This is a genomic window from Nocardioides palaemonis (assembly GCF_018275325.1).
Lineage (GTDB): Bacteria > Actinomycetota > Actinomycetes > Propionibacteriales > Nocardioidaceae > Nocardioides > Nocardioides palaemonis.
This window is the reverse complement of the sequence record NZ_JAGVQR010000001.1, coordinates 285352-307813: the sequence shown is the minus strand read 5'-3', so window position 1 is coordinate 307813 and position 22462 is coordinate 285352. Positions and strand designations below refer to the sequence as shown.

General features: G+C 71.4%; 24 protein-coding genes. 11 read left to right on the top strand and 13 right to left on the bottom strand.

Features of this window, described 5'->3' with window-relative positions:
- The first annotated feature begins 1 nt into the window (after position 1).
- Positions 2-430 (top strand): D-aminoacyl-tRNA deacylase, encoded by a 429-nt coding sequence (dtd, locus tag KDN32_RS01490; RefSeq protein ID WP_211730354.1) that lies wholly within the window; start codon positions 2-4, stop codon positions 428-430.
- On the opposite strand, the gene KDN32_RS01485 is transcribed toward dtd, so the two are convergent.
- Positions 427-1563, bottom strand: coding sequence for a glycoside hydrolase family 16 protein (locus KDN32_RS01485; protein ID WP_211730353.1), 1137 nt, complete (start codon positions 1561-1563; stop codon positions 427-429). The genes dtd and KDN32_RS01485 overlap by 4 nt on opposite strands.
- A gap of 175 nt (positions 1564-1738) precedes the next feature.
- Between KDN32_RS01485 and cysD the strand changes: the two genes are divergently transcribed.
- Both cysD and KDN32_RS01475 read left to right on the top strand, forming a co-directional pair.
- A complete protein-coding gene (gene cysD / locus KDN32_RS01480; RefSeq protein ID WP_211730352.1) occupies positions 1739-2653 on the top strand; it encodes a sulfate adenylyltransferase subunit CysD in 915 nt (304 codons plus the stop codon).
- Positions 2653-3924, top strand: a complete 1272-nt coding sequence (locus tag KDN32_RS01475) for a sulfate adenylyltransferase subunit 1 (protein WP_249216330.1) — start codon at positions 2653-2655, stop codon at positions 3922-3924. Before cysD ends, KDN32_RS01475 begins: the two co-directional genes overlap by 1 nt.
- A gap of 75 nt (positions 3925-3999) precedes the next feature.
- On the opposite strand, the gene KDN32_RS01470 is transcribed toward KDN32_RS01475, so the two are convergent.
- The 7 genes from KDN32_RS01470 to KDN32_RS01440 all read right to left on the bottom strand — a co-directional run bounded on the left by KDN32_RS01470 (position 4000) and on the right by KDN32_RS01440 (position 9988).
- On the bottom strand, positions 4000-5463 hold the full coding sequence (locus KDN32_RS01470) for a sensor histidine kinase (protein ID WP_211730351.1): 1464 nt from the start codon (positions 5461-5463) through the stop codon (positions 4000-4002).
- 161 nt (positions 5464-5624) lie between these two features.
- Entirely contained in the window at positions 5625-7097 is a 1473-nt protein-coding gene (locus KDN32_RS01465; protein WP_211730350.1) for a sensor histidine kinase, read from the bottom strand.
- Between the two features lie 154 nt (positions 7098-7251).
- Positions 7252-7554 carry a DUF1416 domain-containing protein gene (locus KDN32_RS01460; RefSeq protein ID WP_211730349.1) on the bottom strand — a complete coding sequence of 101 codons (303 nt, stop codon included), beginning with the start codon at positions 7552-7554 and terminating at the stop codon, positions 7252-7254.
- Entirely contained in the window at positions 7554-8402 is an 849-nt protein-coding gene (locus tag KDN32_RS01455; protein ID WP_211730348.1) for a sulfurtransferase, read from the bottom strand. The genes KDN32_RS01460 and KDN32_RS01455 overlap by 1 nt, the downstream gene beginning before the upstream one ends.
- A 70-nt stretch (positions 8403-8472) precedes the next feature.
- On the bottom strand, positions 8473-8946 hold the full coding sequence (locus KDN32_RS01450; RefSeq protein ID WP_211730347.1) for a DUF4395 domain-containing protein: 474 nt from the start codon (positions 8944-8946) through the stop codon (positions 8473-8475).
- 256 nt (positions 8947-9202) lie between these two features.
- Positions 9203-9664 (bottom strand): TlpA family protein disulfide reductase, encoded by a 462-nt coding sequence (locus tag KDN32_RS01445; RefSeq protein ID WP_211730346.1) that lies wholly within the window; start codon positions 9662-9664, stop codon positions 9203-9205.
- A gap of 45 nt (positions 9665-9709) precedes the next feature.
- A complete protein-coding gene (locus KDN32_RS01440; RefSeq protein ID WP_307853608.1) occupies positions 9710-9988 on the bottom strand; it encodes a MerR family transcriptional regulator in 279 nt (92 codons plus the stop codon).
- Between the two features lie 134 nt (positions 9989-10122).
- On the opposite strand from KDN32_RS01440, the gene KDN32_RS01435 reads away from it, so the two are divergent.
- Positions 10123-10548: an Hsp20/alpha crystallin family protein gene (locus KDN32_RS01435; protein WP_211730345.1), complete on the top strand. Its 426-nt coding sequence runs from the start codon at positions 10123-10125 to the stop codon at positions 10546-10548.
- A 97-nt stretch (positions 10549-10645) separates the two neighbouring features.
- Here KDN32_RS01435 and KDN32_RS01430 read toward each other — a convergent pair whose 3' ends face one another.
- Together KDN32_RS01430 and KDN32_RS01425 are read right to left on the bottom strand one after the other, a co-directional pair.
- Entirely contained in the window at positions 10646-12802 is a 2157-nt protein-coding gene (locus KDN32_RS01430; protein ID WP_211730344.1) for a carboxypeptidase-like regulatory domain-containing protein, read from the bottom strand.
- A gap of 226 nt (positions 12803-13028) precedes the next feature.
- Positions 13029-13325, bottom strand: a complete 297-nt coding sequence (locus tag KDN32_RS01425) for a MoaD/ThiS family protein (protein WP_211730343.1) — start codon at positions 13323-13325, stop codon at positions 13029-13031.
- Positions 13326-13370: 45 nt separating this feature from the next.
- Here KDN32_RS01425 and KDN32_RS01420 point away from each other — a divergent pair, with 45 nt between their 5' ends.
- The 3 genes from KDN32_RS01420 to mshD all read left to right on the top strand — a co-directional run bounded on the left by KDN32_RS01420 (position 13371) and on the right by mshD (position 16034).
- Entirely contained in the window at positions 13371-14093 is a 723-nt protein-coding gene (locus KDN32_RS01420; protein WP_211730342.1) for a winged helix-turn-helix transcriptional regulator, read from the top strand.
- A gap of 114 nt (positions 14094-14207) precedes the next feature.
- Complete coding sequence (locus KDN32_RS01415) at positions 14208-15170, top strand: hypothetical protein (RefSeq protein WP_211730341.1); 963 nt, start codon at positions 14208-14210, stop codon at positions 15168-15170.
- Between the two features lie 57 nt (positions 15171-15227).
- A complete protein-coding gene (gene mshD / locus KDN32_RS01410; RefSeq protein WP_211730340.1) occupies positions 15228-16034 on the top strand; it encodes a mycothiol synthase in 807 nt (268 codons plus the stop codon).
- Positions 16035-16163: 129 nt separating this feature from the next.
- On the opposite strand, the gene ygfZ is transcribed toward mshD, so the two are convergent.
- The 3 genes from ygfZ to KDN32_RS01395 are packed head-to-tail and all read right to left on the bottom strand — an operon-like array spanning position 16164 to position 18055.
- Positions 16164-17117: a CAF17-like 4Fe-4S cluster assembly/insertion protein YgfZ gene (gene ygfZ, locus KDN32_RS01405; RefSeq protein ID WP_211730339.1), complete on the bottom strand. Its 954-nt coding sequence runs from the start codon at positions 17115-17117 to the stop codon at positions 16164-16166.
- 9 nt (positions 17118-17126) lie between these two features.
- Positions 17127-17561, bottom strand: a complete 435-nt coding sequence (locus KDN32_RS01400) for a Fur family transcriptional regulator (RefSeq protein ID WP_211730338.1) — start codon at positions 17559-17561, stop codon at positions 17127-17129.
- Complete coding sequence (locus KDN32_RS01395; RefSeq protein WP_211730337.1) at positions 17561-18055, bottom strand: heme-binding beta-barrel domain-containing protein; 495 nt, start codon at positions 18053-18055, stop codon at positions 17561-17563. Before KDN32_RS01395 ends, KDN32_RS01400 begins: the two co-directional genes overlap by 1 nt.
- A 23-nt stretch (positions 18056-18078) precedes the next feature.
- On the opposite strand from KDN32_RS01395, the gene KDN32_RS01390 reads away from it, so the two are divergent.
- The 4 genes from KDN32_RS01390 to KDN32_RS01375 all read left to right on the top strand — a co-directional run bounded on the left by KDN32_RS01390 (position 18079) and on the right by KDN32_RS01375 (position 22437).
- On the top strand, positions 18079-18441 hold the full coding sequence (locus KDN32_RS01390) for a DsrE family protein (RefSeq protein ID WP_211730336.1): 363 nt from the start codon (positions 18079-18081) through the stop codon (positions 18439-18441).
- Positions 18442-18486: 45 nt separating this feature from the next.
- The gene (locus KDN32_RS01385; RefSeq protein WP_211730335.1) at positions 18487-20664 is read left to right on the top strand and encodes an RNA degradosome polyphosphate kinase; all 2178 of its coding nucleotides are present in this window, start codon (positions 18487-18489) and stop codon (positions 20662-20664) included.
- Positions 20665-20774: 110 nt separating this feature from the next.
- Entirely contained in the window at positions 20775-21392 is a 618-nt protein-coding gene (locus KDN32_RS01380; RefSeq protein ID WP_211730334.1) for a DUF47 domain-containing protein, read from the top strand.
- 49 nt (positions 21393-21441) lie between these two features.
- On the top strand, positions 21442-22437 hold the full coding sequence (locus KDN32_RS01375) for an inorganic phosphate transporter (RefSeq protein ID WP_211730333.1): 996 nt from the start codon (positions 21442-21444) through the stop codon (positions 22435-22437).
- The last annotated feature ends 25 nt before the right edge of the window (positions 22438-22462 follow it).

Below are 22462 nucleotides of genomic sequence, written 5' to 3'. Positions count from 1 at the left end.
CATGCGCGCGGTCATCCAGCGGGTCCTCTCCGCCAGCGTCACCGTCGACGGGGAGGTGGTCGGGGCGATCGACGCGCCCGGCCTGCTGGTCTACCTCGGCGTCACGCACGACGACGGCCCCGCGCAGGTGGCGTGGACGGCCCGCAAGGTCTGGGACCTGAGGTTGTTGCGCGACGAGCAGAGCGCGAGCGACGCCGCCGCGCCGGTGCTGGTGGTCAGCCAGTTCACGCTCTACGGCGACGCGCGCAAGGGCCGCCGCCCGACGTGGCAGGCGGCGGCGCCGGGACCCGTGAGCGAGCCGCTCTACGACGCGGTGTGCGACGAGCTCGTACGCCTCGGCGCGGAGGTGGCGCGTGGGCGCTTCGGCGCGGACATGCAGGTGGCGAGCGTCAACGACGGCCCGATCACCCTCGTCCTGGACAGTCCCTAGCCCTTCGGACCCGTCTCCCACACGCGCGCCCAGTCGACGTCCATGTGCTCGGGCAGCTCGCCGTTGAAGCGCGGCAGCTCGTAGTCGGACGAGAGCAGGCTGAGGATGAGGAACTCCGGCTTGCCGGACGTCTCGCCCTTCAGCCGCTGGGTGACCTGACCGTCGATGCGGAAGACGTACTCCTTCGGGGTCCACTCGACGGAGAACACGTGGTACTTCTCGGCCCAGTCGTCGCCGAGGTCCTCGACGTCGGGCAGCCAGCCGCCGACGGTCTGCTTCTTGCCGGCCTTGTCGAGGAAGTACGTGAAGCTGGTCAGGCCGCCCTCGGGGTGGTCGTCGCCGAAGTACTCCATGACGTCGATCTCGGCGCCGCCCTTCTTCGCTCCCCCGGGCAGCTGGCCGCCGGCGGCCTGCAGCCAGAACGCGGAGTGCTGGCCGCGCGCCGACTGCGTCCTGATGCGGGCGGCGGCGTAGCCGTAGGTGAAGGTGTAGGTCGCCTCGGTGCCGACGTGGCCGTTGAGGCGGACGTCGAACCTCTTGCGCTTGCCCGAGGGCTGGCACTGGCCCCGGTCGGCGTCGAGCACGCTCAGCCGCAGCACCCCGTCGTCCACCTCCGCGGCCGACTCGTCGGCGCGCGAGCAGGTGCGGACGCCGGTGAAGCCCTGGTCGCGGGTGTGCCAGAAGCCGCCGGGCTCGTCGACGGTGTCGGACTCGAAGTCGTCGGTGAACGTCGCCTCGGGCGCGTCCTTCGTGGACGCCTCCGCGCCGATCGCGTCGTCCCCGTCGCCGACCACGACGTGGAGGGTCCCGTCGAGCGGGGTGGTGAGCGAGACGCGGCCCTCGTCGTCGGTCTCGGCGTCGTCCACGTCCTCCCAGCCGTCCTCGCCCTTCGCCCACAGCGCGACCTCGGTGCCGGCGTCGACGTCGTCGACCCGGGCATCGACGACCCAGTCGGCGTCGTCGGCGGACTCGGTGTCCTCCCCGTTCGCGGCGAGCTGCGGCAGCACGCGCACGGCGACGGCGTCACTGGCGTCGTAGGCCGGCGGCTCCGAGGACGTGCCCGACCCGCTGCACCCGGCGAGGGCGAGCGAGCAGGCGAGGCCGGCGATCAGCACGGGAGGACGGGGTCGCATCCGCCCAGTGTGACCAACTTCGGGGAGCCCGGGGCAAATCGTCCGCGACGCGACGTGCGCCACGTACGGTGCGGGGACCACGCGCGTGGGGGTCGCGCGGCAGACACGAATTCTCCGAGGCCCCCCGCGTCGCTACGATGTGGGCTGCTGTCCCAAGAGAGGTCCCTGCTGCGACATGACCAACACCCACGCCGACTACCAGCTGAGTCAGCTCGACCAGCTCGAGGCGGAGTCGATCCACATCTTCCGTGAGGTCGCCGCCGAGTTCGAGAAGCCGGTCCTGATGTTCTCCGGTGGCAAGGACTCCATCGTCATGCTCCGCCTGGCGGAGAAGGCGTTCTACCCGGCCAAGATCCCGTTCCCGATCATGCAGGTCGACACGGGTCTCGACTTCCCCGAGGTCATGGAGACCCGCGACAACTGGGTCAACCGCCTCGGCGTGCGCCTGGTGGTCGCGTCCATCGACGACGCGATCGCGCGCGGCGTGGTCGTCGACGACGGCAAGACCTCCCGCAACCGGATGCAGACCGCGACGCTGCTCGACGCGATCGAGGAGAACGGCTTCACCGCCGCCTTCGGTGGCGGTCGGCGCGACGAGGAGAAGGCCCGCGCCAAGGAGCGCGTCTACTCCCACCGCGACGAGTTCGGCCAGTGGGACCCGAAGATGCAGCGGCCCGAGCTGTGGAGCCTCTACAACGGCCGCCTGCACGCCGGCGAGCACATGCGCATCTTCCCGATCTCCAACTGGACCGAGCTGGACATCTGGGACTACATCGGCCGCGAGGGCATCGAGATCCCCTCGATCTACTTCAGCCACCAGCGCCGCGTCTTCGAGCGCGACGGCATGCTGATGACCGAGACGCCGCTCAACCCGATGCGCGACGGCGAGGTCGCCGAGGAGCGCACGGTCCGCTTCCGCACCTGCGGCGACATCACCCTGACCGGCTGCGTGGAGTCCACCGCCAGCACGATCGACGAGATCATCGACGAGGTCGCGGCCGCCCGGGTGACCGAGCGCGGCGCGACCCGCGGTGACGACCGATTCTCCGAGGCGGCCATGGAAGACCGCAAGAAGGAAGGCTACTTCTGATGGGCGCCACCGATGGCCAGATGGACCTGCTCCGCTTCGCGACCGCAGGCTCCGTCGACGACGGCAAGTCGACCCTGATCGGTCGCCTGCTCTTCGACTCCAAGTCGATCTTCGCCGACCAGCTCGAGGCGGTGGAGAAGACCTCCACCGACAAGGGCCACGGCTACGTCGACCTCTCGCTGCTGACCGACGGCCTGCGCTCGGAGCGCGAGCAGGGCATCACGATCGACGTGGCGTACCGCTACTTCGCGACCCCGACCCGCAAGTTCATCATCGCGGACACCCCGGGCCACGTGCAGTACACCCGCAACATGGTCACCGGCGCCTCGACCGCCGACCTCGGCCTGGTGCTGGTCGACGCCCGCCACGGGCTGACCGAGCAGTCGCGCCGCCACGCGGTGCTGCTGTCGCTGCTGCGCGTGCCGCACCTGGTGCTGTGCATCAACAAGATGGATCTCGTCGACTGGTCGGAGGAGACCTACGAGAAGATCCACGCGGAGTTCACCCAGTTCGCGACCAAGCTCAACATCCCCGACCTCGAGGTCATCCCGATCTCGGCGCTCAACGGCGACAACGTCGTGGACCGCTCGGAGAACACGCCGTGGTACCACGGGCCGACGCTCATGCACCACCTCGAGCACGTGCACGTGGCCTCCGACCGCGACCTCGTCGACACCCGCTTCCCCGTGCAGTACGTCGTGCGGCCGAAGTCGGACGAGCACCACGACTACCGCGGCTACGCCGGCCAGATCGCCGGCGGCGTGCTGAAGAAGGGTGACGAGGTCATCGTCCTCCCCTCCGGCATGACGTCGAAGATCGAGGCCATCGACCTGTTCGACCAGGAGGTCGACGAGGCGTTCCCGCCGATGTCGGTCACCGTCCGCCTCGAGGACGACGTCGACGTCTCGCGCGGCGACATGATCGCCCGCGTGAAGAACGCGCCGAAGCCCAGCCAGGACATCGACGCGATGGTCTGCTGGATGACCAACGAGCCGCTGCGTCCGCGCCAGAAGCTCGCCATCAAGCACACGACCCGCACGGGCCGCACGATGGTCAAGGACATCCAGTACCGCCTCGACGTGAACTCGCTGCACCGCGACCAGGAGGCCGGCGAGCTCGGCCTCAACGAGATCGGCCGCGTCCAGCTGCGCACCACCGTGCCGCTGCTGTGCGACCCGTACTCGAAGAACCGCACCACCGGCTCGTTCATCCTGATCGACGAGGCGACCGGCGTCACCGTCGGCGCCGGCATGATCAACAGCGGCAGCTGACCCGGCCCGCTGCGCAGCGAGGCCCCGACCGGTTCCCCGGTCGGGGCCTCCTCGGTCTCGGGGGACGGGCAGCGGTCAGCGCGGCAGGACCACCCGCACCGACGTCCCCTGGCCGGGTGCGCTGGTCGCGGTCACCTCGCCGCCGTGGGCCTCGACGATCCGGCGCACGATGCTGAGGCCCAGCCCGGTGCCCGGCACCTGGCCCTCGCGGGCGTTGGACCCGCGGAAGAACTGGGTGAACATCTGGGCCAGCTCGGTCTCGTCGAGTCCTTCGCCGTCGTCGGTGACGGTGATCTCGACGTCGTGCTCGCCCCCGACCAGCCCGACCCGCACGACGCCGTCGCGCCGGGCGTAGGTGACGGCGTTGGCGAGCAGGTTGTCGAGCGCCTGACGCAGGCGCAGCCCGTCGACGACCGCGACGACCGGCGCGTCGAGGTCGGCCTCGATCGACACCCCGCGCCCGTCCGCGTCGACGCGCGCGGCCTCGACCGCCTCGGAGACCACGGTGGCGAGGTCGACGCGGTAGGGGTCGACGAGGGGGGAGCCGGAGGTGGCGCGGGCGGCGTAGAGCAGGTCGGCCACGAGGTGCGACAGCCGCAGCATGTTGCGGCGCGCGGCACCGACGTGCTGGTGGACGTCGTCGGGCAGGCCGGAGGAGTAGTCGAGGAGCTCGAGGTAGGCCAGGGCAGCCGTGAGCGGCGTGCGCAGCTCGTGGGAGACCGAGGCGACGAACTCGTCCTTGACCTTCCTGGCCCGCAGCAGGTCGGTGACGTCGTGGTAGGCCAGCACCGCGCCGGTGAAGACGCCGGAGCGGTCGCGCACCGTCCGGGCGGAGACCGCCACGGCGCGCCGCGCGAGCGGGTCCTCGCCGACCCAGAGCAGCTGGTCGTCGAACTCCTCCCCCGCGGCCGCGCGGACCGAGGGCAGCTCGTCGCGGTCCAGCCGCCGGGTCTGCTCGGCGTCATAGAGGAACCCGTCCTGGCCGGCGCGGCCGGCATGACCCTGCGGGTAGGCCAGGTCGAGGAACTTCTGGTGGACGCGGTTGTAGGCCGCGAAGGCGCCGTCGGTGGCGAGGAGCACCAGCCCCAGGGGCACGGTGTCGAGGATCGCGCCGGTCCACGCCTGCTCGGACGCCACCTCGGCCTCGGCGGCGTCGAGGCGCTCGACGAACGCCTGCCGCTCGGTGAGGTCGACGATCTGGGCGATGACGTGGAGCGGGCTGCCGGCCTCGTCGCGCACGAGTGCCACCGAGACGTCGCCGAGGAGGAGCGTGCCGTCAGCCCGGACGTAGCGCTTGGTGGTGCGGAACGAATCGATCTCACCTGCCATCATCCGGGCGTGCAGGCGCGCGTCGGACGCGCGGTCGTCGGCGTGGGTGATCGCCTGGAAGGTGAGCCGCTGGAGCTCGTCGCAGCCGTGCCCGAGCATGTCGCAGAGCGCGATGTTGGCGGTGAGGAACCGACCGTCGGGCGACAGCAGCGCCATGCCGACCGGCGAGTGCTCCATGGTCAGGCGCCAGAGCCCGTCGGTGTCGGGCACGCGCGCACGCTGGACCACCACGTCGCCTCCCCGTCGTCGCAGACTCGGCGTCCCTCCCAGGACACGAGTGCGCTTTCACGGTAGGGAACGCGAGCGAGGTGTGGCGAGCCCTGAGCAAAAGTACGGGGAAACTGTACGAACTGGTCTGATCCGTCCGGCCGTCAGCGCGGCAGCGCCAGACGCACGGTCGTGCCCCGTCCCGGCGTGCTGGTCGCACTCGCGGTGCCACCGTGCGCCTCGATGACGGTGCGCGCGATGTTGAGCCCGAGACCTGCCCCCGGCAGGCGCGTGCGGAGGGCGTTGGCGCCGCGGTGGAAGCGCTCGAAGACGTGCGGCAGGTCGGCCTCGTCGATCCCCTCGCCGGTGTCCTCGACGGTGACGACCACCTCCGCGTCGGTCTCCTCCAGCCGCACGGAGACCCGACCACCGGGGCTGTAGGTCACGGCGTTGGCGAGCACGTTGTCGAGCGCCTGCCGGACGGTGAGCCCGTCGGCGACGACGTCGAGGTGGCCGGGCAGGTCGGTCACCACGTCGACCTCCCTGGCCGCCGCCTCCGGCGCGATCCCGGAGACCGCGTCGCGGACGAGGTGGGCGAGGTCGACCGGGTGGGGGTCGACCAGCGCCGACCCCGACATGGCGCGGGTCGCGTAGAGCACGTCGGCGACGAGGTGGGAGAGCCGCAGCACGTTGCGGAACGCCGCGTCGACGTGGTGGCGGCACTCGGGGGTCAGGTCGCCGGAGAGGTTGAGCAGCTCGAGGTGGCCGAGCGCCGAGGTCAGCGGGGTGCGCAGCTCGTGCGACACCGACTGCACGAACGCGTCCTTGGCCCGGACCGCGCGCATCATCTCGGTGACGTCGTGGAACACCATCGCCGAGCCCGACCGGTTGCCCTCGCTGTCGGGCACGTTGCGCGCGGAGATGACCAGCGCCCTGCGGGTCGCCGCGTCGGGCCCGGCCCAGCAGAGGAAGTTGTCGAACTCCTCGCCGCGCGCAGCGCGGGACGACGGGATGTCGTCGACGGGGATCAGGGCGCTCTGGTCGGCGTCGTAGATGAAGCCGCGGCCGCCCACCCGGCCGCTGTGCCCGTCGGGGAACGCGAGGTCGAAGAAGCCCTGCTGGGTCGCGTTGACCGCCTGGAAGCGCCCGTCGAGGTCGATCAGGGCCAGCCCGACCGCGTCCGTGTCGAGGATCGCGCGGGTGCGCAGCTGCTCGTCGATCACCTGCCGCTCGGCGACGCCGAGGCGCGCCTCGGCGTCGCGCTGACCGCTGAGGTCGACGACCTGCGTGATGAAGCAGCGCGGCGTCCCGTCTGCGTTGTGCTGGAGCACCATCGACAGGTCGACCGGGACGACGGTGCCGTCCGGGCGCACGTAGCGCTTGCGCGTGTGGCGCGCCTCGGCGCTGCCCACCATCTCGCGGTGGATCTGCACGCCGTCGATCAGGTCGTCGGGGTGGGTGACGTGGTGGAAGCTGAGCTGGGTCAGCTCCTCCTCGGTGTAGCCGATCATGGCGCAGAGCGCGGGGTTGACCCGGAGGTAGCGCCCCTCCGGTGAGAGCAGCGCCATGCCGACGGGCGAGTGCTCCATCGTGAGGCGCCACAGCTCGTGGTCCTCCGCCGTCAGCCGCTTCGCCATCCGAACCCCCGCTCCAGGCCGAACACCCGCCGAGCCGGGAGCGGCAGCCCCAGCCTAGGTCGCCGATCCAGGTCGTGGAGTCGATTGGTCGACGCGGGTGCTGAAACGCGCCGGTGGCCGGCCCCGGGACGGGACCGGCCACGCGGACGGCGGATCAGGCTCCGACGAGCACCTGCACCTCGGCCACCGAGCCGACGGCCGCGACCACGCGGGTGTCGACCGGGTCGGCCTTGGGGGCCAGGGTGCGCAGGGTCCACTCGCCGTCACCGGCGAAGAACCGGAAGTGCCCGGTCGCCGAGGTCGGGACCTCCGCGGTGAACTCGCCGCTGCGGTCGAGCAGCCGGACGTACGCGTTCGCCACGGGCTCGGAGGCGCGCAGGACCTGGCCCTGGATCACGGCCTCCTTGGCCACGTTGACGCCGTCGAGCGACAGACCGCCCTCGGTCGCGCCGCACATCAGGCGTCACCCTTCTCGTCACCGAGCGCGACCGGCACGCCCACGAGGGAGCCGTACTCGGTCCACGAGCCGTCGTAGTTCTTCACGTTGTCCTGGCCGAGCAGCTCCTTGAGCACGAACCACGTGTGCGACGAGCGCTCGCCGATGCGGCAGTAGGCGATGGTGTCCTTGCTCCAGTCGACGCCGGCCTCGGTGTAGATGGCCTTGAGCTCGTCGTCGGACTTGAAGGTGCCGTCGTCGTTGGCCGCCTTGCTCCACGGCACGCTCGCGGCGGTCGGGATGTGGCCGGCGCGCTGGGCCTGCTCCTGCGGGAGGTGGGCCGGCGCGAGCAGCCGGCCGGCGTACTCGTCGGGGCTGCGCACGTCGACGAGGTTCTGGGTGCCGATCGCGGCGACGACCTCGTCGCGGAAGGCGCGGATCGAGGCGTCCTGCTCGGTGGCGGTGTAGGACGTGGTCGCGCGCTCGGTCTTCTCGTCGGTCAGCTCGCGCGAGTCGAGCTCCCACTTCTTGCGACCGCCGTCGAGCAGCTTGACGTCCTGGTGGCCGTAGAGCTTGAAGTACCAGTAGGCGTAGGCGGCGAACCAGTTGTTGTTGCCGCCGTAGAGGACGACGGTGTCGTCGTTGGACACGCCGCGCTCGGAGAGCAGCGCCTCGAACTGCTCCTTGCTGACGAAGTCGCGACGGACCTGGTCCTGCAGGTCGGTGGTCCAGTCGAGCTTGATGGCTCCCCGGATGTGACCCTTGTCGTAGGCGGTGGTGTCCTCGTCGACCTCGACGAGGACGATGCCGTCGGTGTCGAGGTTGTCCTCGACCCACTGGGCGGTGACGAGCGAGTTCTCGCGGCTCATGGGTGGTGTGCTCCTTGATGGATTCGTTGGTCGAGGAAGGCGCTCTGCGCCTGTCACGAGACCCGGTTGGTCAAGCGGTGGCGGTGAAGCGGCGGATCAGCAGGTACATCTCGCAGCCGAGGCAGAAGGCGAAGACCGCGTTGAGCAGGGCGGCGGCGAGGGCGAACCCGACCGCGACCTGGCCGACGAGCGTGGCCCCCGCGAGCAGGGCGACGAGCCCGACCAGCGAGAAGGCCAGCCCGACCGCCTGGGCGAAGCGGGGTGGCTCCGGCGCCTCCCACTCCGAGGGCGGCCCGAGCCGCGGGCGTAGGAACGTCCGGAACAGCCAGGCGTGCGGGGTGTGCTGGACACCGCGGGCGGCGCCGAGGCCGAACAACCCGGCCTGCACGGCCAGGAGTGCGACCGACCACGAGGCCGGCAGCAGCAGGACGGCGGCCAGGACGACCGCGGTCAGGGCGGCCGTCAGCTGCGGGCCGCGGGGATCGATCGCGTCGCGCGGCGGCACACGGGTGCCGGCGCTCGGGCGTGCAGTGGTGCTGGACATGTCTCTCCTGCGGACGGGTGGTCGGGCCATGACGGCACGGGCTCACCCGCAGGTTAGTCCACCAAGTCAGTAGACTTGAAGCACCTGGAACGGGTGGCCCGTCAGGACATTCGACACAGCGCCGAGCGCACGCGGCAGTGGTCCACTGCGCGTCGCCGGGTGAGCATGGTCGAGGACATGCGGACGACTGTAGGCGTCGCCCGCAGCCCCTCCTCGAGAGATCTCACGATGTGGTCCATGCATCCATATCCTGAGATCAGACCTGCGCCAGGGCGGTCAGCACCTGGTCACGGGTCGGCGCGCCCGACGCCCGGGTGACCTCGCGCCCGTCGGCGTCGAGGACGACCGTGGTGGGCGTGCGGAGGATGCCGAAGGCACGGGTCGCGTCGAGGTGGTGCTCGGCGTCGACCTCGACGTGGGCGACGCCCTCGACCAGACCGACCACCTCCTCGAGCACGCGACGTGTCGCCCGGCAGGGGGCGCAGAACGCGCTGGAGAACTGGAGCAGCGTGGCGCGCTCGCCCAGCGCACGGCCGACGGTCGCGACCAGCTCGGCGCCCGCGGGCGTCTCGGCGGCGATCGCGGTCTCCGCGTCGGGCCCGCTCGCCGACCGCACCCGGTGGGTGCCGGTGAACCGGCCGTCGGTCGCCGCGCGCCACAACCCGAAGCCGAGGGCGAGCACGACGGCCGCGACGACGATCCAGGCTCCGGTGGTCATGCGGGGCTCAACACCCCGCGCAGGTGCGGTGTTCCCGACGCCTGCTCACCCTCGCTCGAACCGCTCCAGCCGCGCGCGGAGCACGGCGTTCTCCTCCTCCAGGGCGAGCACTGCGGCGATGCCGGCCAGGTTGAGCCCGGCGGCCAGCAGCTCCCGGATCCGGTGCAGCCGGTCGATGTCGTCGGGGCTGTAGAGGCGCGTGCCGCCCGACGTGCGGTCGGGCTCGAGCAGGCCCCGCCGCTCGTAGACCCGCAGGTTCTGCACCTGCAGGGAGGTCATCTCCGCCGCGACCGAGATCGCGAACACCCCGACGTCCCGCCCCACCTCGTCCTCCTCGATCCCCCGACTCGAACCACTGGGGAGGACTTGATTCTGCCTGATCCATGGAATACAACAAACCTGTATCCGTTGTTATAGATATCGGGACACCCCCGACCACCGCAGAGGAGGAAGCCACCATGTTGATCCGCAGCGCCGACCCGTTCCGCGAGCTCGACCGCCTCACCCAGCAGCTCATGGGCACCACCAACCGGCCCGTCGCGATGCCGATGGACGCCTGGCGCGAGGGTGACCGGTTCGTCCTCGAGTTCGACCTCCCGGGCGTGAGCCCGGAGTCGGTCGACCTCGACGTCGAGCGCAACGTCCTGACCATCCGCGCCGAGCGCGTCGCCGGGAACGGCGACTGGCAGATGCTCGCCAGCGAGCGTCCGCGCGGGGCGTTCAGCCGCCAGCTCGTGCTCGGTGACAACCTCGACCTCGAGCGCATCGACGCCTCCTACCGCGACGGCGTGCTGCGCCTCGTCGTCCCGGTGGCGGAGAAGGCCAAGCCGCGCCGGATCGAGGTCCGCACCGATTCCGAGGCGCCCACGGCCATCGAGGCCTGAGCGCGGCGCCTGCCGCTCGAATGGGCAGACACGGAGCGGGGCCCCGGGAGTTGTCCCGGGGCCCCGCTGTCGTGTGGCGCTGTGCTGCTGGAGGGCGTCAGCCCTTCTTCTTCACCTTGACGGTCTTCGCGATCTCCGCGTCGCCGTACTTCTTGCCCTTGAGGTCGATGGAGAAGACCAGCTTGTTCTTGCCCTTGACGAGCTTCTTCACCGTCAGGCGGGCCTGGCCGTTGACGATCTTGGCCTGGCCGACCTTCTTGTAGACCGGGGCGCCGAACTCGTCGGTGCGCACGATCTTCCTGACCACGACCTTGCCCGTGAACTTCTTGGCCTTGACCTTCTTGTCCGAGACCTTGACGGTCGCGGTCGAGCCCTTCACCGAGATCTTCACCTTCGGCTTCTTGGCGATCTTCTGGGTGGTGGCCAGCGCGGTGCCGGTGGTGCCGTTGTTGCTGGCCGTCACCTGCAGGGTGATCCGGTCGCCCTTGTACTTCTTGGAGACCTTCAGCGTCCGGCCCTGGCCCACGACCTGGTCGTCGACCAGCCAGGCGTACTGGTAGGTCGTGCCGCCGTCGAGGACCCACGTGCCGGGGGTCGCGCGGATCTTGCCGCCGAGGTAGGGGTTGCCCTTGATCTCCGGCGCACGGAGGGCACGCATGCCCTCCTCGAGCTCGGCGTCGATGCCGGTCGCGGTCTTGCCGCTGGTGACCTTCACGGTCTTGGCGGTCGCGTAGTTGGTGTTGCGGTACCACTGCGGACCGAAGACCTTGTCGAAGTTGGCGTCGGCGAACAGCACCTTGTAGGTGCCGGGCTTGAGGTACTGCGCGCTGTAGGTGCCGTCGTCCTCGATGCCGATGACCGTTCCGCCGGTCGACACGGGGCCGTCCTGGGCGTCGACCAGGCGCACGGACACGCCGTCGAGGGAGATGGACGAGTCGGTGCTCACGGTGCCGGAGATGCCACCCGCGAGCGGGAGTACGACGTTGACGCCCGCAGCCGGGACCGGCGCCGGGGTGGCGGCGGCGTAGGACTGCGCCCCGCCGTACCAGCGGGCCTCACGGGCGAACTGGCCGTCCTCGTCCGGGAGCTCGTCGCTCACCGAGATCTTGAACTGGTTCTCCGAGGAGCCCGAGCTGGCCGGGTCGAGGTCGGTGAAGGCGTACTGACCGGCACGGTTGGTGACGGCGAACTCGTAGCTCTGCTGCGCACCCGCGGTCGCGGGGGTGTCGTAGGCGACGACGCTCGCGCCGATGACCGGTGCGCCGGAGGAGTCCGTGACGGTGCCGCTGAGGTCGATCGTCGCCGGGTCGACGGCGAACGACGGGTCGTTGGCGAGGGCCGCGTCGATGCCGGCGACGGTGGCGCCGGGGTTGACGACCAGCTCGGTCGCCGAGGCCTGGTCGGGCTTGTCGGCGAACCACTCGCCGAGGAACTGGCCGACCGGGTCGCGGAACTCGACCTTGTAGACACCCGTCGCCGCGCGGTCGATGCGGAACACGCCGCTCGCGTCGGTGTAGTCGGTGTACTGGTTGAACGTGTTGCCGGTGCCGACGGCGCGGACCTGGACCCGCTCGAGCGGGGTGCCGTCGGTGTTGGTGAGGCGGCCGGTCATCACGCCGCCGCGCACGACGCCGATGTCGCCGAGGGCGAGCGGAGCCGCGCCGAGGGTGATCGCGTCGGCGGTCTCCTCGGTGGTCTTGTCGGTGTACCACTCCTCGGCGTAGCCGTCGGCGTCGACGAAGAGCTTGTAGGACCCGGCCAGCGGGGCGCCGACCGTGAAGGTGCCGTCGCGCTCGATGCGCGCCGAGGAGACGAAGCTACCGCCGGCGTGCAGCTCGACGGAGCCGCCGCGGACCGGACGGCCGGCGGCGTTGATGACGCGACCGGTGGCAGTCGGGGCGGCCGCGAGGGCGACCGGCGCGAGGGCCGTCGGGCCGGTCACGGCGATCGGGTCGGCGGAGGCCAGGTCGGGCTTGTCGACGTAGAACTCGGGCGCCAGGGTGCCGTCGACGCTCTGGAACTCGAACTTGTAGGTGCCGGGCTCGAGCGGCAGGTTCATCCGGCCGTCGGCGAGGTACTGGCCCTCGCTGTAGGTGTAGCTGCCGTCGGCCTGGCCGAGGTAGGCCGAGACGAAACCCTCGACCGGGTTTCCGGCCGAGTCGGTGACGGTCGTCGTGACCCCCACCGGAGCGGCGTTGGCCGGCAGAGCCGTACCCGCCGTCAGTGCTGCCGTGGCGAGCGCACCCGCTGCCACGACGGAAAGGAGGCGCGTGCGCGCCCCACCAGACCCAGCAAGCATGCTTGGTTCCCCCTGTATTCGAATGTCTGCCATGAGGCCGCGCGAGCCAGACGCCCCGCGCGCGTGATGCGTGCAGGCGTTGTGCGAGCTCGTCCCCCGTGCGGAGCCATGGGACTCCGAACGGGTGCATCATGGCCCATCCGGGCCCATCCGCAAACACCCGGGGGCGGAAAAGTTCTGCTCAGCCCCCGGCGAAAGGCGGCAGCAGCTCGACCACCGAGCCGCCCGGGACGACGACCGCGGAGGGGTCGCGGGACCCCACCGGCTGCTCGCCCAGCAGCACCGAGCAGACCCCCACGGTGCGCGCCATCCGGTCGTCCGGGTGCCGCTCGAGGACCAGCGCGACGAGGTCGGCGAGGCTGGCTCCGGTCGGCAGGTCGAAGGTGTCCTCGGCGGTCCCCGCGGCGGCCCGCGCCCCCGCCCAGTAGCGCACGGTGACCGTCTCACGTCCCTGATCCCGCACGATGTCACTGCCCATGCGGGATATCCTGCCTTGTCCCCGGCAGACGAGGAGGCCACCGTCATGAGCGACCTGCTGCTGCTCACGGGTGCCCTGCAGCCCTCCGCCGAGGTGCTGCCCGGCCTGGCCCTGCTGGCGCACAGCGTGAAGATCCTCCCCGCCCAGGGCAGCGCCCTGCTCGACGCGCCCGATGCCGACCTCGTCCTGGTCGACGGCCGCCAGGACCTCGCCGCCGCGCGCGACCTCTGCCGACTGATCCGCACGACCGGCGCCGACGCGCCGGTCCTGCTCGTCGTCACCGAGGGCGGGCTCGCCGTCGTCGCCCACGACTGGGGCATGGACGACGTGGTGCTCCACACCTGCGGTCCCGCCGAGCTCGACGCGCGCATCCGCCTCGCCATCGGGCGTACGACCGCCGCCGCGCCCGACGACCCCGCGGCCCACGTCATCCACCGCGGCGAGGTCGTCGTCGACGACGCCACCTACACGGCGCGGATCAGCGGCCGCCCGCTCGACCTGACCTACAAGGAGTTCGAGCTCCTGAAGTACCTCGCCCAGCACCCGGGCCGGGTCTTCAGCCGCGAGCAGCTGCTCCAGGAGGTCTGGGGCTACGACTACTTCGGCGGCACCCGTACCGTCGACGTCCACGTCCGGCGCCTGCGCGCCAAGCTCGGCCCCGAGCACGAGCACCACATCGGCACCGTCCGCAACGTCGGCTACCGCTTCGTCGTCCCGACCCGCGACAAGGACTCCGAGGACAGCACCGCCCGCTCCACGGCGGGCTGACGGCACCAGCGGGGAGGATCCTCGTGACATAGCGCGAGCGATCGTCCCCACTGTGTTGTCCACAGCCCACACGACTCCCGCTTCGGCGTCCGGGCCGGCGGGCAGACGTACGTCGTGGACCTCGACACCGTCGTCGACCTGCTCCTCACGCAGCGTGGGGTCATCAGCCGCCGCCAGCTGCTCGCACGCGGGCTCACCCAGACCCGCATCGACACGCTGCTGCGGCGCCGCGACCTGGTCCTGCTCCATCCCGGCACCTACCTCACCCACACCGGGAGGCCCACCTGGGACGAGCGGTCCTGGGCCGCAGTGCTCCACTCCGGCCTGTCGGCGCTCCACCTCGGGTCCGCCCTGCACCGCCCCGGCCGGGAGCCGCCTCCCGCCGGACCGGTCCACGTCGCAGTCGACTGGTCACGCCGGGTGGCTCCCCAGCCGGGCATCCACGTGCACCGGGTGCGCGGGCTCGAGCACCTCGTGCAGTGGAACGCCTCACCGCCGCGCGTACGCCTCGAGGTGGCGGCCGTGGAGGTGGCGCACCGTGCGACCGACGACCTGGCGGCGATCTCCGCGCTCGCCTCGGTCGTGGGTGGGCGACGCACGGTCGCCTCGCGACTGCGGGTCGAGGTCGAGCGACGCTCGCGGTTGCGGCGGCGTGGCCTGCTGAACGACCTGCTCGCCGACCTCGAGCGCGGCACCCACAGCGTGCTCGAGCACGGCTACCTCGTCCGGGTGCTGCGCCCGCACGGTCTGCCCGAGCCCACGTCGCGTCAGGTCCCGGTGAGGAGCGCGACCGGGCGGCAGTACCGGGACGTGGGCCACCTCGACCTCGACGGCGGCTTCGTCGAGCTCGACGGGAGCCAGCACGACGGGAGCGAGGCCCGCGACGACGACGCGGACAGGGATCTCGACGACCTGGCGCGGGGCAGCGCCACGCTCCGCCTGCGCTACCGACAGGTGTTCACGACGCCGTGCCGGACGGCGGCCCGGCTCGACACCATCTTCCGGGCGCGGGGCTGGGAGGGGACGGCGCGCCCGTGCTCCTCCCCCGCCTGCGACCTGCGGGGAGGATCCTCGTGACATAGCGCGAGCGATCGTCCCCACTGTCCGCCGTGGGCGCTGGCTAGTCTCGGCGGCATGGGAGAACGCACGCAGGTGGAGGAGGTCGCGCGGGCGTGCGCGGCCGCCGACGGGACCGACCCGCTGGACGAGGCGGCACACATGGCGCTCGCCGACGGCACCGCGACCGTCGTCACCGAGCCGCACGGCTTCGCGCTGCTGCACGACGGCGACCTGAGCCTCGCCGTCCACCCCGACCACCGCGGCCGGGGCGCCGGCGCCGGGCTGCTCGCGCGGGTTGCGCACGACGGCGACCTGGCCGCCTGGTCGCACGGTGACCACCCCGCCGCGGCCCGGCTCGCCGAGCAGCACGGGTGGGACCGGGTCCGCGACCTGTGGGTGATGCGACGCGACGCGGCCCTCGACCTGCCGCCGCTGCTCGTGCCCGGCGGCGTGCGCGTGCGGGCGTACGTCGACTCCGACGCCGAGGCCGTCGTGGCGGTCAACGCGGCTGCGTTCGCCCACCACCCCGAGCAGGGGTCGATGGACCTCGACAACCTCGCCCGGCGGATGGCCGAACCGTGGTTCGACCCCGCGGGCCTGCTCGTCGCCGAGGACGCCACCGGCGTGCTCGGCTTCCACTGGACCAAGCAGCACGACGCGTCGCTCGGCGAGGTCTACGTCGTCGGCGTCTCCCCCGCGGCCCAGGGTCGTGGGCTCGGGAAGGTGCTCACTCTCGCCGGCCTGCACCACCTGCACGGCCTCGGCGTCTCCGAGGTGCTGCTCTACGTCGAGGCCGACAACGCGCCCGCCGTCGCGGTCTACTCGCGGCTCGGGTTCACCCACGCCGACGCCGACACCCACGTGCAGTACCGCCGCCGCTGACGAGCACGCCCCCGCCCCCGGTATCTGGGGACGTCTTGGTGGGAAAATCGGGATCCCGACCCACCAAAACGTCCCCAGATACCCAGCGAGGGCGGGCGGAGGGCCGCTTGGCGGGGCGAGAGCGCCGGGTCAGCCGCGCAGGTTGGGGCGTACGTGCAGCCCGACCTCGGGGTCGACGACGACCTCCTGGGCGGCCGGCATTCCGTCGACGACGAGCTGGCCGTCGACCGGGACGTTGCGCTTGAGCAGCCCGAGCGCGATCGGGCCGAGCTCGTGGTGGCGGGCGCTCGAGCCGACGAACCCGACCTCGCGGCCCTCGTAGGTGAGCGTCGAGCCGGCGGCTGGCAGCCGGTTCTCCGAGCCGTCGAGGTGCAGCAGCACCAGCCGCCGCGGCGGTCGGCCGAGGGTGTGGACGCGGGCGACGGTCTCCTGGCCGCGGTAGCAGCCCTTGTCGAGGTGGACCGCAGAGCCGATCCACCCGACCTCGTTGGGGATGGTGCGGTGGTCGGTGTCGATCCCGAAGCGGGGCTCGCCCCGCTCGATGCGCAGCGCCTCGAACGCCCACAGCCCACAGGCCGGACCGGCCGCCTCGGCGTAGGCCTCGAGCCGCTCGCGCGGGACCAGGTCGTAGCGGCCACCCCCCTGTGACGGAGCGTCGCCCGGGCGCCACATCACGGCGAGGTCGTCGACGAGCGTGACCTCGACCCGGGTCATGAACTTCATCCGCTCCAGCCACTCGACGAGCGCCGCCCCGGCGCCGGGCTCGGTGTGGGCGGTGAACGCCTCGCCGTCGTCGACGCCCGCGAAGGCGTGCTCGACGTGGCCCTGCGGGCTCAGCACCAGCGCCTGCACCCAGGTGCCGGGGGCGAGGCCGTCGAAGTACTGCGTGGTGAGGTTGTGCAGCCACGACAGCCGCTCCGGCCCGGAGACCCGCAGGACGTCGCGGTGCGACAGGTCGACGAACCCGTCGCCCTGCGCGAGCGTGCGCTGCTCGGTGTTGAACGAGCCGTAGTGGGCGGCCACCGGGGCGTCGATGCCGTCGCCGGCGACGGCCCCGGGCAGGGACAGGAGGGGGCTGGCCATGCCTCGAGTCTAGGTCGGGGGTGGCGCGGACTCCGCGCGGGCGCAGTCGCCGCACACCCCGAAGATCGCGAGGTGGCCGACGTCGACGGTGAACCCGTCAGCCGCGAGCCGCTCGACGACCGGCGCCACCAGCCCGGGGTCGTACGACGTCACCGCCTGGCAGCGGCGGCAGACCGCGTGGACGTGCTCGTGCTCGCGGGTCGAGTGGTAGGTCGGGGCGCGGTCGCTCAGGTGCGTGTGGCGCACCAGGCCGAGCTCCTCGAGGACCTCGAGGGTGCGGTAGACGGTGGAGGCGTTGACCGAGCTGACCTGGCTGCGGACGTGGGCGAGGACCTCGTCGGGCGTGGCGTGCGCGAGCTCCTCGACGGCCCGCAGGATCAGCTGGCGCTGCGGCGTGAGCCGCAGTCCCTGCTCCCGCAGCCGGGCGGCGAGGTCGTCCGACATCAGGCCCTCTGCAGGCGGGCCCAGGTGTGCGGCTGGAGCTCCTGGCCGACAGCGGCCATGTCGTAGGCGTAGAGCAGGTCGCCCTCGACGTTGCCGTACATCCGCGACCCGGCCGTGACCTCCTTGGCGGTCTCGGTGAAGGAGACGCCGGCGGTGTGCATCTCGAGCTTGCCGCCCTCGGCCGCGCCGTACCAGACCTCCGAGAAGCCGATGTTGTGCGAGAGGAGGAACTCGACCTTGCCGGGCTCGGGGCAGCGCAGGAAGCCGGTCTCCATCGCGGCGTCGCGGACGTGCTGGCCCTCCTCGTCGACGATCCACGAGCGCGACATGTAGTGGAAGAACGGGCGGCCGTCGTGGGTGAAGATCAGCTCCTGGCCGAACTGGAACTTACTCGTAGTGGGGTAGTCGCCGTGGCCGTTGCCGCGCCAGGTGCCGAGCAGCCACGCGACGGGGCCGCAGTTGGGGTGCAGGTTGTCGGGGAGCTCGAAGGGCATGGCGCCACTCTAGTGTTGGGCGCATGGCTCGCTCACTGGTCGTCAAGGTCACCTGCGGCGCCGAGGACGCCGAGCGCTGCAACCAGGCGTTCACCGTCGCCGCGGCCGCCGCCGCGTCGGGCGCGGAGGTGTCGCTGTGGCTGACCGGCGAGGCCGCGTGGTTCGGCGTCCCTGGCCGCGCCGAGGCCTTCGACCTCCGGCTCGCGACGCCCCTCGACCAGCTGCTGTCGGTCGTCGTCGACTCCGGCTCGGTGACCGTCTGCTCGCAGTGCGCCGCGCGGCGCGGCATCGGCGAGGGCGACCTGCGCGCGGGCGTACGCATCGCGGGGGCGGCGGTCTTCGCCGAGCAGGTCCTCGGTGACGGCGTGCAGGCGCTCGTCTACTGAAACGAACGTCACCTGCCGTTCACCGGACGGTGACAGACTTCGCCCATGAACGACCCGGCCACCCTGACCAGCGCCGCCTCGCCGTCGGTCGACGAGGGCCCGGTCACCGAGCCCTTCGGCCACCCGACCGACACGTTCGACGTCGAGCCGCCGTATACCCCGGACGCCGCGGAGATCGAGGCGGTCGAGAAGTTCGAGGACCGGTTCATCGACCGCGAGCTGTCGTGGGTGCGGTTCAACCAGCGGGTGCTCGAGCTCGCGGAGGACGAGGGGCTGCCACTGCTCGAGCGGGCACGCTTCCTCGCGATCTTCGCCAGCAACCTCGACGAGTTCTTCATGGTCCGCGTGGCCGGCCTCAAGCGCCGCATCGCCGCCGGCGTCGCGCAGCGCGCCGCGAGCGGCATGATGCCGCGCGAGCAGCTCGAGGTGCTGTGGACCGCCTGCCGCGAGCTGATGGAGCGTCACGCCCGCGCGCTCGCCGGGCTGCTGCCCGAGCTCGGCGCCCAGGGCATCGAGATCGTCCGCTGGGCCGACCTCGACCGCGAGGAGCAGAAGGTCTGCAAGAAGCTCTTCAAGGAGCGGATCTTCCCGGTCCTCACCCCGCTGGCCGTCGACCCGGCCCACCCGTTCCCCTACATCTCCGGCCTGTCGCTCAACCTCGCCGTCGTCGTGCGCCACCCCAAGACCGGCACCGAGCACTTCGCGCGGGTCAAGGTGCCGCCGACCTTCGGTCGCTTCGTCGGCCTGGGCAACCAGCGGTTCGTGCCGATCGAGGACGTCATCGGCGAGCACCTCAAGAAGCTCTTCCCGGGCATGGAGGTGCTGGGCGCCCACACCTTCCGCGTCACCCGCAACGAGGACCTCGAGGTCGAGGAGGACGACGCCGAGAACCTCCTCAAGGCGCTCGAGAAGGAGCTGCTGCGCCGACGGTTCGGCCCGCCGGTCCGCCTCGAGGTCGAGGAGTCGATCGACCCCAAGGTGCTCGACCTGCTGGTCTCCGAGCTCGGTGTCGGGCGCGACGAGGTCGTCTCGCTGCCCGGACCGCTCGACCTGACCGGCCTGCACTCGATCGCCGACCTCCCGCGCGACGACCTCAAGTACGCCGCGTTCCTGCCGACGACCCACACCAGCCTCGCCGAGGTCGAGTCCGCCTCGCCGGTCGACGTGTTCGACTCGGTGGCACGACACGACGTGCTGCTGCACCACCCGTACGACTCGTTCGCGACGTCCGTGCAGCGCTTCCTCGAGCAGGCGGCCGCCGACCCGCACGTGCTGGCGATCAAGCAGACCCTCTACCGCACGTCCGGCGACAGCCCGATCATCGAGGCCCTGATCGACGCCGCCGAGGCCGGCAAGCAGGTGCTGGTGATCGTGGAGATCAAGGCGCGGTTCGACGAGCAGGCCAACATCCGCTGGGCGCGCAAGCTCGAGCACGCCGGCTGCCACGTCGTCTACGGCCTGGTCGGCCTCAAGACCCACTGCAAGCTGTCGATGGTCGTGCGCGACGAGCCCGACGGGATCAAGCGCTACGTCCACCTCGGCACCGGCAACTACAACCCGAAGACCGCCCGGCTCTACGAGGACCTCGGCCTGCTCACCTCCGACCCGGAGATCGGCGAGGACGTGGCGCTGCTCTTCAACAATCTCTCGGGGATCAGCCGCAACACGACCTACGACCACCTCCTGGTCGCGCCCGACAGCGTGCGCGACGGGCTGGTGGCCCAGATCCACGCCGAGATCGCCCACCACCAGGCCGGCCGGATGGCCCGGATCCGGGTCAAGGCCAACTCGGTCGTCGACGAGGCGATCATCGACGCGCTCTACCTCGCCTCGCAGGCCGGCGTCCCGGTCGAGCTGGTGGTGCGCGGCATCTGCGCGCTGCGCCCCGGCGTGCCGGGCCTGTCGGAGACCATCCGCGTTCGGTCGGTGCTCGGCCGGTTCCTCGAGCACAGCCGCGTGTTCTGGTTCGAGAACGACGGCGACCCGGCGGTGTGGATCGGCTCGGCCGACCTGATGCACCGCAACCTCGACCGCCGCGTCGAGGTGCTGGTGCGGCTGCGCGACCCCCACGTCGTCGAGTCCGTCGCGGCCCTGCTCGACCTCGCCCTCGACGAGGAGACCAGCGCGTGGGAGCTCGGCCCCGACGGGGAGTGGACCCAGCGTCACGGCGTACGCCACCTGCACGACGAGCTCATCGCGCGGCAGCGGCACCGGCGCCGCTGACCTGCGGCGACGGTCACACCGCAGGCGCGCGAGGGCCTCGCGGTTGCGTCCGCGGGCGGATCACCCCCTAGCATGATGCCGGTTCATCCGCCCCCCGTTCGGAGTTCACCGTGCGTTTGAAGTTCCGCCCTGTCGACAGCTCGTTCTACGACCTCTTCGCCGAGGCGGCCGGCCACCTCGTGGTCGGCGCCCAGCTGCTCAGCGAGATGCTCGCCGACGGTGCGCCCCGTGCCGAGATCGCCCAGCGCATGCGCGAGGCCGAGCACGCCGCCGACGAGACCACCCACTCGATCGTGCGACGGGTGAACAGCACGTTCGTCACGCCGTTCGACCGCGAGGACATCTACTCCCTCGCGTCGGCGCTCGACGACGTCATGGACATGATGGACGAGGCCGTCGACCTGATCCTGCTCTACGAGGTCACCTCGCTGCCCTCGGAGACCACCCAGCAGGTCGAGGTGCTGCAGCGCTGCGCCGAGCTCACCTCCGCGGCGATGCCGTCGCTGGAGTCGATGAGCTCGCTCGACGAGTACTGGATCGAGATCAACCGGCTCGAGAACACCGGCGACAAGTCCTACCGCCGGATCCTCGCCAACCTCTTCGGCGGCGAGTACGAGGCGCTCGAGGTCCTCAAGCTCAAGGACATCGTGGAGTCCCTCGAGGGGGCGATCGACGCGTTCGAGAAGGTCGCCAACATCGTGGAGCAGATCGCGGTCAAGGAGTCCTGACCCGCATGAGCACCACCACCTCGCCCGCGCGTGCCCGGAGGAGCTCCTGATGGAGATCGGCATCATCATCGCGGTGGTCGTCGTCGCCCTGGTGTTCGACTACACCAACGGCTTCCACGACGCTGCCAACGCGATCGCGACGTCCGTCTCGACGGGCGCCCTCAAGCCGCGCGTGGCCCTCGCCATGGCCGCCGTCATGAACTTCGTCGGCGCCTTCCTGGGCCAGAAGGTCGCCCACACGGTGTCCGACACCATCGACCCCGGACCCGGCAGCCACGGGCTGGTGATCGTGATGTGCGGCCTGCTCGGCGCCATCACGTGGAACCTCATCACCTGGTACTACGGCCTGCCGTCGTCGTCCTCGCACGCCCTCATCGGCGGTCTCGTCGGCGCCGCCGTCGCCGCCGGCGCCTCGGCCAACTGGGCGCTCGTGGTCGAGAAGGTCGTCATCCCGATGTTCCTCTCCCCCGTCGTCGCCTTCACCCTCGGCTTCGCGCTGATGATCGCGATCATGTGGATCTTCCGGCGCGCCAACCCGAGCAAGGCCCACCGCGGCTTCAAGGTGGCCCAGACCGTCTCCGCCGCCGCGATGGCGCTCGGCCACGGCCTGCAGGACGCCCAGAAGACGATGGGCGTGATCTTCCTGGCCCTGCTCACCGGCGGCTACGTCGCGGAGTCCGACGGCCTGCCGCTGTGGGTGATCCTCGCCGCCGCCACCGCGATCTCGCTCGGCACCTGGTCCGGCGGCTGGCGCATCATGCGCACCCTCGGGCGCCGGATCATCCACCTCGACCCGGCCCGCGGCTTCGCCGCCGAGTCGGTCGCGGCCTCGGTCCTCTACACCACCTCGTACGTCTTCGAGGCGCCGATCTCGACCACCCACACCATCACCTCCGCGGTCATGGGCGTCGGCGCCACCAAGCGCCTCTCCGCCGTCCGCTGGGGCGTGGCGAAGTCGATCCTCACCGCCTGGGTGCTCACCTTCCCGGCCGCTGGCCTCGCCGCCGCCATCTGCTACTGGGTGGCGCACGTCTTCCTCCCCTGACGCCCGCCCGCCTCGCTCCTGGCCT

What these genes read in the sequence shown, in the direction of transcription:
- KDN32_RS01485 (WP_211730353.1), bottom strand. Translation starts at nt 1,563, where the DNA reads ATGCGACCCCGTCCTCCCGTGCTGATCGCCGGCCTCGCCTGCTCGCTC.
- dtd (WP_211730354.1), top strand. Translation starts at nt 2, where the DNA reads ATGCGCGCGGTCATCCAGCGGGTCCTCTCCGCCAGCGTCACCGTCGAC.
- KDN32_RS01475 (WP_249216330.1), top strand. Translation starts at nt 2,653, where the DNA reads ATGGGCGCCACCGATGGCCAGATGGACCTGCTCCGCTTCGCGACCGCA.
- KDN32_RS01460 (WP_211730349.1), bottom strand. Translation starts at nt 7,554, where the DNA reads ATGTGCGGCGCGACCGAGGGCGGTCTGTCGCTCGACGGCGTCAACGTG.
- KDN32_RS01465 (WP_211730350.1), bottom strand. Translation starts at nt 7,097, where the DNA reads ATGGCGAAGCGGCTGACGGCGGAGGACCACGAGCTGTGGCGCCTCACG.
- KDN32_RS01375 (WP_211730333.1), top strand. Translation starts at nt 21,442, where the DNA reads ATGGAGATCGGCATCATCATCGCGGTGGTCGTCGTCGCCCTGGTGTTC.
- KDN32_RS01385 (WP_211730335.1), top strand. Translation starts at nt 18,487, where the DNA reads ATGAACGACCCGGCCACCCTGACCAGCGCCGCCTCGCCGTCGGTCGAC.
- KDN32_RS01455 (WP_211730348.1), bottom strand. Translation starts at nt 8,402, where the DNA reads ATGAGCCGCGAGAACTCGCTCGTCACCGCCCAGTGGGTCGAGGACAAC.
- ygfZ (WP_211730339.1), bottom strand. Translation starts at nt 17,117, where the DNA reads ATGGCCAGCCCCCTCCTGTCCCTGCCCGGGGCCGTCGCCGGCGACGGC.
- KDN32_RS01445 (WP_211730346.1), bottom strand. Translation starts at nt 9,664, where the DNA reads ATGACCACCGGAGCCTGGATCGTCGTCGCGGCCGTCGTGCTCGCCCTC.
- KDN32_RS01425 (WP_211730343.1), bottom strand. Translation starts at nt 13,325, where the DNA reads ATGGGCAGTGACATCGTGCGGGATCAGGGACGTGAGACGGTCACCGTG.
- mshD (WP_211730340.1), top strand. Translation starts at nt 15,228, where the DNA reads ATGGGAGAACGCACGCAGGTGGAGGAGGTCGCGCGGGCGTGCGCGGCC.
- KDN32_RS01450 (WP_211730347.1), bottom strand. Translation starts at nt 8,946, where the DNA reads ATGTCCAGCACCACTGCACGCCCGAGCGCCGGCACCCGTGTGCCGCCG.
- KDN32_RS01390 (WP_211730336.1), top strand. Translation starts at nt 18,079, where the DNA reads ATGGCTCGCTCACTGGTCGTCAAGGTCACCTGCGGCGCCGAGGACGCC.
- cysD (WP_211730352.1), top strand. Translation starts at nt 1,739, where the DNA reads ATGACCAACACCCACGCCGACTACCAGCTGAGTCAGCTCGACCAGCTC.
- KDN32_RS01435 (WP_211730345.1), top strand. Translation starts at nt 10,123, where the DNA reads ATGTTGATCCGCAGCGCCGACCCGTTCCGCGAGCTCGACCGCCTCACC.
- KDN32_RS01400 (WP_211730338.1), bottom strand. Translation starts at nt 17,561, where the DNA reads ATGTCGGACGACCTCGCCGCCCGGCTGCGGGAGCAGGGACTGCGGCTC.
- KDN32_RS01395 (WP_211730337.1), bottom strand. Translation starts at nt 18,055, where the DNA reads ATGCCCTTCGAGCTCCCCGACAACCTGCACCCCAACTGCGGCCCCGTC.
- KDN32_RS01420 (WP_211730342.1), top strand. Translation starts at nt 13,371, where the DNA reads ATGAGCGACCTGCTGCTGCTCACGGGTGCCCTGCAGCCCTCCGCCGAG.